This window comes from Bradyrhizobium sp. Arg237L (assembly GCF_029990105.1).
Taxonomy (GTDB): domain Bacteria; phylum Pseudomonadota; class Alphaproteobacteria; order Rhizobiales; family Xanthobacteraceae; genus Bradyrhizobium.
Window position 1 is genome coordinate 68,886 of the sequence record NZ_JAQMIL010000040.1, and the last position, 11,126, is coordinate 80,011.

Annotated in this window: 10 protein-coding genes; 9 read left to right on the forward strand and 1 reads right to left on the reverse strand. The window is 64.9% G+C overall.

Annotation, left to right across the window (positions count from 1 at the left end):
- Positions 1-125: 125 nt before the first annotated feature.
- The 9 genes from OZ411_RS23625 to OZ411_RS23665 all read left to right on the forward strand — a co-directional run bounded on the left by OZ411_RS23625 (position 126) and on the right by OZ411_RS23665 (position 9,255).
- Entirely contained in the window at positions 126-1,565 is a 1,440-nt protein-coding gene (locus OZ411_RS23625) for a 6-hydroxynicotinate reductase (protein ID WP_282529874.1), read from the forward strand.
- The gene (locus tag OZ411_RS23630) at positions 1,562-2,467 is read left to right on the forward strand and encodes a UPF0280 family protein (RefSeq protein ID WP_282529875.1); all 906 of its coding nucleotides are present in this window, start codon (positions 1,562-1,564) and stop codon (positions 2,465-2,467) included. The genes OZ411_RS23625 and OZ411_RS23630 overlap by 4 nt, the downstream gene beginning before the upstream one ends.
- A 35-nt stretch (positions 2,468-2,502) precedes the next feature.
- Complete coding sequence (locus OZ411_RS23635; protein ID WP_282529876.1) at positions 2,503-3,087, forward strand: amino acid synthesis family protein; 585 nt, start codon at positions 2,503-2,505, stop codon at positions 3,085-3,087.
- A gap of 26 nt (positions 3,088-3,113) precedes the next feature.
- Positions 3,114-4,313, forward strand: a complete 1,200-nt coding sequence (locus OZ411_RS23640) for an ABC transporter substrate-binding protein (protein WP_282529877.1) — start codon at positions 3,114-3,116, stop codon at positions 4,311-4,313.
- A 189-nt stretch (positions 4,314-4,502) separates the two neighbouring features.
- Entirely contained in the window at positions 4,503-6,392 is a 1,890-nt protein-coding gene (locus OZ411_RS23645; protein ID WP_282529878.1) for an ABC transporter permease, read from the forward strand.
- The gene (locus OZ411_RS23650) at positions 6,389-7,180 is read left to right on the forward strand and encodes an ABC transporter ATP-binding protein (RefSeq protein ID WP_282529879.1); all 792 of its coding nucleotides are present in this window, start codon (positions 6,389-6,391) and stop codon (positions 7,178-7,180) included. Before OZ411_RS23645 ends, OZ411_RS23650 begins: the two co-directional genes overlap by 4 nt.
- Positions 7,177-7,881: an ABC transporter ATP-binding protein gene (locus tag OZ411_RS23655; RefSeq protein ID WP_282529880.1), complete on the forward strand. Its 705-nt coding sequence runs from the start codon at positions 7,177-7,179 to the stop codon at positions 7,879-7,881. The genes OZ411_RS23650 and OZ411_RS23655 overlap by 4 nt, the downstream gene beginning before the upstream one ends.
- Before the next feature lie 9 nt (positions 7,882-7,890).
- Positions 7,891-8,346 (forward strand): MarR family winged helix-turn-helix transcriptional regulator, encoded by a 456-nt coding sequence (locus tag OZ411_RS23660; protein WP_282529881.1) that lies wholly within the window; start codon positions 7,891-7,893, stop codon positions 8,344-8,346.
- Positions 8,347-8,583: 237 nt separating this feature from the next.
- A complete protein-coding gene (locus OZ411_RS23665) occupies positions 8,584-9,255 on the forward strand; it encodes a DUF1236 domain-containing protein (RefSeq protein ID WP_282529882.1) in 672 nt (223 codons plus the stop codon).
- A gap of 229 nt (positions 9,256-9,484) precedes the next feature.
- Here the strand turns inward: OZ411_RS23665 and OZ411_RS23670 are convergent, their stop codons facing one another.
- The gene (locus OZ411_RS23670) at positions 9,485-10,681 is read right to left on the reverse strand and encodes an amidohydrolase family protein (RefSeq protein WP_282529883.1); all 1,197 of its coding nucleotides are present in this window, start codon (positions 10,679-10,681) and stop codon (positions 9,485-9,487) included.
- Positions 10,682-11,126: the final 445 nt, after the last annotated feature.

An 11,126-nucleotide genomic window follows, 5' to 3' on the forward strand; every position in this document is an offset into this window, starting at 1 on the left:
GCGATTGCATCCGCTTGACAGGGTTACAACCTGCGCGCAGGATCATTCGTATACGAACGATATTCCCGATGATTGAGATCCGGGGATTAAGATAACGCCGCCTCCCAACACCAGGCTTGTTCGCGATGGCTGACGTTGCCGCTTCTGACAAGATCCGCTGCGATGCCTGTCCGGTGATGTGCTACATCAAGCCAGGGGCGGCGGGCGCCTGCGATCGCTATGCCAATCACGACGGCAGACTGGTGCGCGTCGATCCGCATATCGTGCTGTCGCGCGCGCTCGAGCATGGCGGGCGCGTGGTGCCGTTCCAGGCGAGCGGCGACTGGGACGGCAAGATCGTCCACCAGGGCGATATGTTCGTCACCGCGATCGGCGCCGGCACCACCTATCCCGATTACAAGCCGGCGCCCTTCATCGTGTCGTCGGACATCGACGGCGTCGACATGGTCACCGTGGTGACCGAGGGCATCTTCTCCTATTGCGGCGTCAAGGTGAAGATCGACACCGACCGCTATCTTGGCCCGGAGACTGCGGCAGTGCGCGCGCAGGGCGAGGTGGTCGGGCATGTCACCACCAGCGAATACGGCTCGCAGATGCTGTCGCTCGGCGGCGTGCATCATCTGACCGGCGGCTCCAAGAAAGAGGGCCGCGTCACCTGCGATACGCTGATGGATCTTTCCAACTGCAAGCCGGTGGAACTTGTCATCGACGGCGGCGCCACCGTCGTGGTGCAGGCGGGCCAGGCGCCTGTTGTCAACGGCGTGCAGGAAGAGCGCATGCGCGTTGGCTGCGGCTCGGCCACCATCGGCATGTTCGCGAAGCAGTGGCACGGCAAGGTCGACGAAGTCATTGTGGTCGACGACCACATCACCGGCGTGCTCTCGGAGCACCAGGCCGGCAAGCTATTGGATATTCCTGACACCGGCATCAAGATGAAAGGCCGCCGCTCGACGCCCGGCCGCTACTTCCAGGTGGCCGAGCCCGGCACGGGCTGGGGCGGCACCAGGATCTCCGATCCGCTTTCCGTGCTTGGCCCGTTCGATCCCAAGGAAGCGCGGCCGGGGCTGACCATGCTAATGGTCTCGACCACCGGCGAGCATGCGGCCTATTACGTGCTCGACGAGGCGCTGCGGCCGATCGAGCAGGAGATGCCGCCGGAGCTGAAATTCTCGGTCGAGCGCATCCAGGAGAATTGCGAACCGGCGCTGTGCACCGTGCTGTTCATGGCCGGCGCCGGCGGCTCGCTGCGCGCCGGCGTCACCGATAACCCGGTGCGGCTGACGCGCTCGGTGAAGGATGCGCTGACCCGCGTCACCAGCGGCGGTGCGCCTGTCTATGTCTGGCCGGGCGGCGGCATCACCTTCATGGTCGATGTCACGCAGATGCCGATAGGGGCATTCGGTTACGTGCCGACGCCGGCGCTGGTCGCGCCGATCGAGTTTACGCTAAAACTTTCTGACTATGCGGCGCTCGGCGGCCACATGGACTATGTGCGGCCGCTGTCGTCGTTGCGGGACAGCGCCGAGATCCGGCCGATGCTCTTCACCTCGGGGAGGCGAACATGACGAGACGTCCGCAAATCGCGCTTCTTCCTGACGGCAAGCGGCTGCATTTGCAGGACGGACCGATCGATCTGATCGTGGAGGCGACGGGAAGCGAGACCGCCGTGCGCGCAGCCTATGACGCCGCGGTGTGCCGCTTCACGGGCCTGCTGGATGGGCTCTGCATGGAGCTCGGCGAATTGCGCAAGGCGGCCCATCCGATGCACTGCGCCCTCCATGGCGACGTCGCGCGCCGCATGCATGCGGCGGTGGCGCCCTTCGCCGCCGACCGCTTCATCACGCCGATGGCCGCGGTCGCGGGCAGCGTGGCGGAGGGAATCCTTGGCGCGATGCTGGAGGCTGCATCGCTCGATCGAGCCTATGTCAACAATGGTGGCGACATCGCCCTGCATCTGGCAGGCGACGAGCAGTTCACCGTCGGCCTGATCGACCGTCCCGATCATCGCGGCCTGCTGCAGACCATGGTGATCCACGCCGACGATCCCATCCGCGGCATCGCCACCAGCGGACGTCTCGGCCGCAGCTTCTCGTTCGGCATCGCCGATGCCGTCACCGTGCTGGCGCGGACCGCCTCCGAAGCCGATGCCGCCGCGACCGTCATCGCCAACGCCGTCGACCTGCCCGGACACCCTAAGATTGTCCGCCGCCCGGCAAATGAACTGCAGCCTGACAGCGACCTCGGCCCGCGCCTGGTGACGTGGGAGGTCGGCATATTGTCGGCTCGCGAGATCACTGATGCCCTTGAAGCGGGTGCGGTTTGCGCGCGACAATGCCTCGCGGCAGGATTGATCGAGGGCGCGGCGCTGCGCCTCATCGGCGAGACTGTCATCGTGAGGGCGCGTGCGCCCGCGATGCCGGAATCGCAACTCGTTCATGAATGCGCGATCGAGAATGCGCGGACCTGAGCGGTAACGGGCGCAAAACAACAGGGCGGAAACCGATGAGTGCCATCATTCGCAAGATCGTCACGGTGGTCGAGGAGACCCACATCGAGATGGGCAAGACCATCGCCCCGGCGACCCGGCGCGCGGCTGCGATCGCGGTGATCGAGAACCCATTTGCCGGCCGCTATGTCGAGGATCTTTCGCCCCTGATCGCGATTGGCGAGGAACTCGGCGAATTGCTGTCGAAACGGGCGGTGGCGGCGCTCGGCATCGAGGGCGCCAAGGCGCATTCCTATGGCAAGGCCGCCGCCGTCGGCGAAAACGGCGAGCTCGAGCATGCGGCCGCGATTTTGCATCCCAAGATGGGAGCGCCGGTCCGCAAGGTCCTGGGTAAAGGCGCCGCATTGATTCCGTCCTCGAAAAAGCGTTCTGGTCCGGGGACGACGCTGGATATCCCGCTCGGGCACAAGGATGCGGCTTTCGTGCGCAGCCATTTCGATGGCATGGAGGTACAGATCAACGACGCGCCGCGGGCCAACGAGATCATGGTGGCGGTCGCGGTCACCGATTCTGGCCGGCCGCTGCCGCGCGTCGGCGGGCTGACGGTCGCGGAGATCAAGGGCGAAGACGGTTTGAGATAATTTTGTTGGACATTCGGAGGTAAGGGATGCGGAATTATTTGATTGGGGCAGGGCTCGCGGTCCTGGTTGCGGGCATGGCTGACGCTGCCATGGCCCAGAGCGAGATCAAGATCGGCGAGATCAACAGCTATTCGCTGTTGCCCGCCTTCACTGAGCCCTATCGCAAGGGCTGGCAGCTCGCGGTCGAGGAGATCAACGCCGCCGGCGGTATCAACGGCAAGAAGCTGGTCGTCATCTCCAAGGATGACAACGGCAAGCCGGCCGATGCGCAGACTGCCGCGAACGAACTCGTCTCGAGCGAGAACGTCGCGATGCTCGCCGGCACCTTCCTCTCCAATATCGGGCTCGCCGTCTCTGACTTCGCCAACCAGAAGAAGGTATTCTTCCTCGCCGCGGAGCCGTTGACCGACGCCATCACCTGGTCCAAGGGCAACCGCTACACCTTCCGCCTGCGCCCCTCCAATTACATGCAGGCCGCGATGCTGGTCGAGGCCGCCGCAAAACTGTCGGCCAAGCGCTGGGCCACCATCGCGCCGAACTATGAATACGGCCAGTCGGCGGTTGCCGTGTTCAAGAAGCTGATGTCGGAGAAGCGTCCTGACATCGTCTGGGTCGACGAGCAGTGGCCGCCGCAGGGCAAGATCGACGCCGGCCCGGTGGTGCAGGCGGTTGCCGCCGCCAATCCGGAAGCGATCCTAAACGTCACCTTCGGCGCCGATCTGGTGAAGCTCGTGCGCGAAGGCAACACCCGCGGCCTGTTCAAGGACCGCGCGGTGGTGAGCTTCCTGACCGGAGAGCCGGAATATCTCGATCCGCTCAAGGACGAAACACCTGAGGGGTGGATCGTCACCGGCTATCCCTGGTACGCGATCAAGACGCCGGAGCATGAGGCGTTCCTGAAGGCCTACCAGGCCAAGTTCAAGGATTACCCGCGGCTCGGCTCGATCGTCGGCTACCAGACCATCAAGTCGGCGGCGGCGATCCTGACCAAGGCGAACTCGACCGATCCGGAGAAGCTGATCGCGGCGACCGAAGGCCTGTCGGTGTCGTCGCCGTTCGGCGAGATCACCTTCCGCAAGATCGATCACCAGTCGACGCTCGGTGCTTACGTCGGCAAGACCGCGCTGAAGGACGGCAAGGGCGTGATGGTGGAGTCCTCCTACAAGAAGGGCTCCGACTATCTGCCTGGCGATGCCGAGATCGAAAAGCTCCGGCCGAAGGATTGATGCGGATCTTCTCCCTCTCCCCGCTCTTGCGGGGAGAGGGTTGGGGTGAGGGGCTGTCTCCACGAGTCGCGCGCGTGGAGAGAGTCCCTCACCCGAATTGCGCCGTACGATGCTTCGCATCGCCGGGACAATTCGACCTCTCCCCGCAAGAGCGGGGAGAGGTGACCCAACCAACAACCCGGACCGCCGATGGCCTTTTACGTCGTTCAGTTCCTGACCGGACTTGCCAGCGCCGCCTCGCTGTTCCTGGTCGCCTCGGGGCTGTCGATCATCTTTGGCGTGACCCGGATCGTGAACTTCGCGCATGGCGCCTTCTACATGCTCGGCGCCTATATCGCGTTCACGCTCACCGAGCGCTTCTCCGGCGCGCTCGGCTTTTGGGGCGGCATCGTTGTCGCAGCGCTTGTCGTCGCCATCGTCGGCGTGCTGGTCGAGATGGTGCTGCTGCGGCGGATCTACCATTCGCCAGAACTGTTCCAGTTGCTCGCGACCTTCGGCCTGACGCTCATGGTGCAGGATATCGTCGTGCTGATCTGGGGCCCGAGCGACCTGGTTGGCCGCCGCGCGCCCGGCTTCAAGGGCGCGGTCGATTTCTTCGGCCAGAACATCCCGAGCTATGACCTGTTCCTGATCGTGCTCGGCCCCGTCGTGCTCGGCATCCTCTGGCTGCTGTTCCAGCGCACCCGGTGGGGCATCCTGGTGCGCGCGGCGACGCAGGACCGCGACATGGTCGCAGCGCTCGGCGTCAACCAGAAATGGCTGTTCACCAGCGTGTTTGCGGTCGGCGTCTTCCTCGCCGCGCTTGGCGGCGCACTGCAGATCCCGCGCGATGCCGTGCATCACGCGATGGATCTGCGCATCATCGTCGATGTGTTCGTCGTCGTCGTGATCGGCGGCCTCGGCAGCATCATCGGCGCCTTCGTGGCCGCGGTGCTGGTGTCCGAGCTCAATGCCTTCGGCATCCTGGTCTTCCCGAAGATCTCCATCATCCTCGTGTTCCTGGTGATGGCGGTGGTCCTGATCGTCCGCCCCTGGGGCCTGTTCGGCAAGCCCGAAGCGCCGGCGCGCCGCACGCCGGGCCTCACCGTCAATCCCTGGCGGCCCTGGACCTCGAACGAGCGATTGGCCGCGCTCGCCGCGCTGATCGTGGCTGCCGCGCTGCCGTTGTTCGGCGGCAATTACGCGCTCACCGTCGGCTCGGAGATCGCGATCTTCGTGATCTTCGCCGTCAGCCTGCATTTCCTGATGTCGGTCGCCGGGCTCGCCTCCTTCGGTCACGCCGCCTATTTCGGCCTCGGCGCCTATGGCGTCGCCTTCCTGGCCAAGCTGGCGGGGCTGCCGATGATCGTATGCCTCGCGCTCGGTCCGCTGCTCGGGCTCGTCGGCGCCGCCGTGTTCGGCTTCTTCGCCGTGCAACTCTCCGGCGTCTATTTCGCGATGCTGACGCTCGCCTTCGCCCAGATTGTGTGGTCGATCGCGTTCCAATGGGTGGCCGTCACCGGTGGCGACAACGGCATCCTCGGCGTGTGGCCGGAAAAATGGGCGGCGAGCCCATCGCATTTCTATTGGCTCTCGCTCGGCATCGCCGCGCTCGCGGTCATTGTCCTCCGCATCATCGTGTTCTCGCCCTTCGGATTCGCGTTGCGCGCGACGCGGGATTCGCCGTTGCGCAGCGAGGCTGTTGGCATCAACGGCAAACGCATCCAGTGGACTGCGTTCGTGATCGCGGGCACTGTGGCGGGCCTCGCCGGCGCGCTGTTCGCGTATCTGAAGGGCAGCGTCTTCCCTGACAATATGGGCATTTCGCTCTCGGTCGATGCGCTGGTCATGGTGCTGCTCGGCGGCGTCGAGACGGTATCGGGCGCGGTCGTCGGCGCCATCGTCTACAAGGCCTTGAACATCTGGCTGGTCAGCCAGACCGACTGGTCGAAACTGGTGCTTGGTGCCTTCATCGTGCTGATCGTGGTCGCCTTCCCGAAAGGCATCGTCGGCACGCTGGACTCGATCATCAGCCGCCGCCGCAAATCGTCATCGTCGAATTCGCCGCTTCTCACCTCGCGCGTCGAGACCGCCGAATGAGCATGGTCCCCACATTGCTGTCGGTCGAAGGCCTGACCAAGTCCTATGGCGGGGTACATGCCGTGCGCGGCGTCTCCTTCGAACTGCGTGCCGGCGAGATCCTGGCGCTGATCGGCCCGAACGGCGCCGGCAAAAGCACCTGCTTCGATATGCTCAACGGCCAGAACATCCCGGATTCCGGCCGCATCACGATCCTGGGCGAGGAAACCGTCGGCAAGAAGCCACGCGCGATCTGGCGGCTGGGCGTGGGGCGCACCTTTCAGATTACCGCGACCTTTCCGACCATGACGGTGCGCGAGAACGTGCAGGTCGCGCTGGTCTCGCACCGGCACCAGCTCTTCAATCTCTGGAGCTCGACGCCAAGTTTCGCGCGCGAGGAGGCCGGCCGGCTGCTCGATCTCGTCGGCATGGGCGCCTATGCCGAGCGTCCCTGTGGCGAGCTCGCTTATGGCGACCTCAAGCGGCTCGAGCTTGCGGTCGCGCTCGCCAACCATCCAAAACTGCTCTTGATGGACGAGCCGACCGCCGGCATGGCGCCGCGCGAGCGTATCGACTTGATGCGGCTCACCGCCACGATCGCGCGAGAGCAGTCGATCGGCGTGCTCTTCACCGAGCACGACATGGATGTCGTGTTTGAGCATGCCGACCGCATCCTGGTGCTCAACCGCGGCAGCCTGATTGCCGAGGGATCGCCCGAGGAAGTCCGCGGCAATGCGCAGGTTCGCGCCATCTATCTCGGCGAGGGCCTGGTCTATGACGCGCGCCACCGCGATGGAGCCCACGCATGAAGCTCCAGGTCAAGGATCTCAACAGCTTCTATGGACCGGCGCATATCCTGTTCGATATCGCGCTCGATGTCGGCGAGGGCGAGGTGGTCGCGCTGCTCGGTCGCAACGGCGCCGGCAAGTCGACGACCTTCCGCTCCATCGTCGGCCTGGTCGAGAACCGCTCGGGGCGCATCGTCTTCGAGGGCAGGGACGTTTCGCGCGAACCGACGCACGCGATCGTGCGCGGTGGGCTGGGCTACGTGCCGGAGGAGCGGCGCATCTTTACTGACCTGACGGTCGAGGAGAATCTCGAGGTCGGCCGTCAACAGAGGCGCGCCAACGCACCATACTGGACGCGCGAAAAACTGTTCACGCTGTTTCCGAATCTCGGCGAGATGCGGGGTCGTGCGGGCGGCCGCATGAGCGGCGGCGAGCAGCAGATGCTGACCATCGCGCGCACGCTGATGGGCAATCCGTCGCTGGTGCTGCTCGACGAGCCTTCCGAAGGCCTGTCGCCTAAGATCGTCGAGCAGATGGTCGATGCGATCCTTGCCATGAAGAAGGAGGGCGTGAGCATCGTCGTCTCCGAGCAGAACCTGCATTTCGCGCGCCTGATCTCGGATCGCGCCTATATCATCGAGCGCGGCCGCATCTGCTTCGGCGGCACAATGGCCGAGCTCGACGCGCGGCCTGATATCCGCGATGCGCATCTGTCGCTCTGAGGAAGTGTGATGGCCAGAAACGGGGCAGTGAAACGTAATCCAAAACCGCAGAAGACCAGCTACATTCTGGACGAGCAGATCGGCTTCCTGCTGCGCCAGGTCTGGCAGCGCCACGCCACCATCTTCGCCCGCGAGATCGGCGTCGACCTGACCTCGCCGCAATGGGCGGCGTTGTCGAAGCTCGCCGAGACCGGGGCATGCTCGCAGAACCAGCTCGGCCGGCTGACGGCGATGGATGTCGCCACCATCAAGGGCGTCATCGACCGCCTCACCGCGAGGGGCCTGACCGAGACCAGTTCTGATCCCGAGGACGGCCGTCGCCTCCTCGTCAGCCTGACCCGTGCCGGCCAGCAGACGGTCGAAAAAGTTGCGCCGAACGCGCTGGCGATCACCAAGGAAACGCTGGCGCCGCTCGATGGCAAGGAGCGCGAGATGTTGATCGCGCTGCTCAGCAAGCTGCGTTAACGTCAGGGCATTCGTGGGGTGGGCAAAGCCAACGGGTCGCGCGAACGCGCGCCCGATGACAGGCTCCGCGTGCCCGCCATCCACGATCGGTGCAAGAAAGGTGGGCACGCTGCGCTTTGCCCACCCTACGAGGCGTGACCCACCATCTCGGTCGCAACGGCACCGCCTACGGAACAAAACGCGGCAAGCCCGGTTGCGATTCTGACTACGGGCAGCGGGGACCAACAGGAGTCGGCGATGAAGACCAATTGGTTTTGCGCGACGGCAATCGCACTGACGATCAGCGCCGGAGCGGCCATCGCGCAGGTGCCGGATCAAAAGCGTGAGGGGAGCCCTCGCGCCGGCCAGGTGCCTGGACAGGACGGTCAGCGCGCCGCTGATGTCAATGACGACCAGGGCAAGCAGATCGTGGATCGGCTGCGGAGCGAGCGAACGGCGACCCGGACCTCGAATGTGAGCGTCAATATCGGCCAGCGATTGCCGCCGAGCATCCAGCCCCACCGCCTGCCGGCCGACATCGTGCGGATCGCTCCAGAATATCGCGACTACGATTACACGCTCGTTGACAACAGGGTCGTCATCGTCGATCCGCGGCGGCGCGAGATCGTCGACATCCTTGACGACGGGCCGGGCTATGGCGGCGCCGCAGCCTACGGCCACGACCGCATCGTCATCACCGACGACATGCGCAGGAAGTTCAGGGAATTGGCGCGGAGTTCCTCGACCACGGTCGGCGCGAAGACGCCGGCAGGCGGAACGTCGGCGTCGAACTGCCTGTCGCTGCAGCCCGTGCCGGAGGAGATGGTGCGCAACAATGCCGAGCTCAGGAACTATCGCTATCTCGCCGTCGGCGACCAGATCGTGCTGGTCGATCCGCAGCAGCAGAAAGTGGTGCAGGTGATCGAGTGACGGTGCGAGCGAATCCGTAGGGTGGGCAAAGCGAAGCGTGCCCACCATCCCGAGCAGTGAGCTGGATGGTGGGCACGGCGCTCCGCCTTTGCCCACCGCACTCCGCTACACCCTGTCATTCCGGGGCGATGCGAAGCATCGAGCCCGGAATCCATCTCGCCGCAGAGCACGCGGCAAAATGGATTCCGGGCTCATCGCTGCGCGATGCCCCGGAATGACAGCGGGACTATCACCGCCCCACAATCTCCGGCACCTTGCCGGCCGGCGGCGTGTTCCGGCTGCGCTGGGTGCGGACGATGCCGTCGATGATGGTCATGCCGATGCCCGGCAAATCGCCGAGCTGCACGCTCTCCAGGATGGTCTTGCCCGGCGAATGCTGCGCCTTGTCCATCAGCACGAAATCGGCCGCGCGGCCGATTTCGACCAATCCGCAATCCAATTCGCGCATCCGCGCGGTGTTGCCGGTGGCGAGGCAGAACGCGATCTCGGCCGGCAGTTCGCCGAGTGAGGACAGCATCGAGACCATGCGCAAGATCCCGAGCGGCTGCACGCCGGAGCCGGCGGGCGCATCGGTGCCGAGGATGACGCGGTGAAGATCGCCCATCTCGCGCGCGGTGCGCAGCGTGTAGAGCGCCGAGCGCTCATTGCCGTTATGAACCAGTTCGAGGCCGCGCTTGCAGCCCTCGCAGATGCAGCGGATCTGGTCGTCGGGCAGGGCGGTGTGGCCGCCATTGATATGGCCGACCACGTCGGTGTCGGCCTCCAGCACGACATCCTTGTCGATCAGACCGGAGCCGGGAATTGATGGTCCGCCGGTGTGGATCGTGCTCTGGATGCCGTATTTGCGCGCCCACCCCACCATCTTCCGCGCGGTCGGGCCGTCCTTCACGCCGCCAAGGCCGACCTCGCCGAGCAGCTTGACGCCGGCGGCGGCCATTTCCTTGAAATCCTCTTCCACCATCTCGCATTCGATCACCGGCGCGCCGGCATGCACCTTCACGCCGCCGGGCCGAAGCGTCCAGAACGCGCGCTGCGCGAAGATAGCCATCGCCTTCAGGCCCACGACGTCGCGTGGCCGACCGGGCATGTGCACTTCGCCCGCGGAGATCATGGTGGTGACGCCGCCGTGCAGATAGCTGTCGATCCAGTTGACCTGGTTCTGCCGCGGCGTCCAGTCGCCCGCCACCGGGTGGACGTGGCTGTCGATCAGTCCCGGCGCCACCGTCGTGCCATTGGCATCGACGATGGTGGTGGCGCCTTCGGTGTCGACATCCTTGGCGCGGCCGATCGCCGTGATCTTGCCGTTCTCGGCCACGATGGTGTCGGCATCGAGGATCGGCCGTTCCAGCGCGCCCGACAGCAACAGCCCGATATTGCGGATCACCAGCTTGCTCGGTCCGGTCGCCTGCGGTGCATCGTGGGCCATGCCTTGTCCTTTTCGCTCAATCCCTGCGCCGCGCATTGTGCCCGCGGCCTGACGTGCCGATCAAGTCGGATTGTTTATTAGTACACGAATGATCGTCGTCGAAAAGCCCCTTACCGGGAGTGCTGCGATTCGAGCCCGCCGTCATTGCGAGCCAACGGGTCGCGCGAACGCGCGCCCCGTTGGCTCGCAATGACGATGTGGCCACTTTGGGTGTGACAAATCAACCCGACGGGCAAATCAGCCAAAAGTCTGTCCATCCCTCGCGGAAAAAACATTCCGCTTCCGTCGTCGGGCAAATCAGTGATTTAACTCCGCGCGTCTCACCCAAGAGAGGGGCGGATCGCGATCGTCACGAACGTTGCGGTGAGATGCGATGGACGTGAAGCGTATGACTGACGAGCACGCGCATCACGGACGGCGAAGTCGTGTGGTCCTGGCGCCCCGA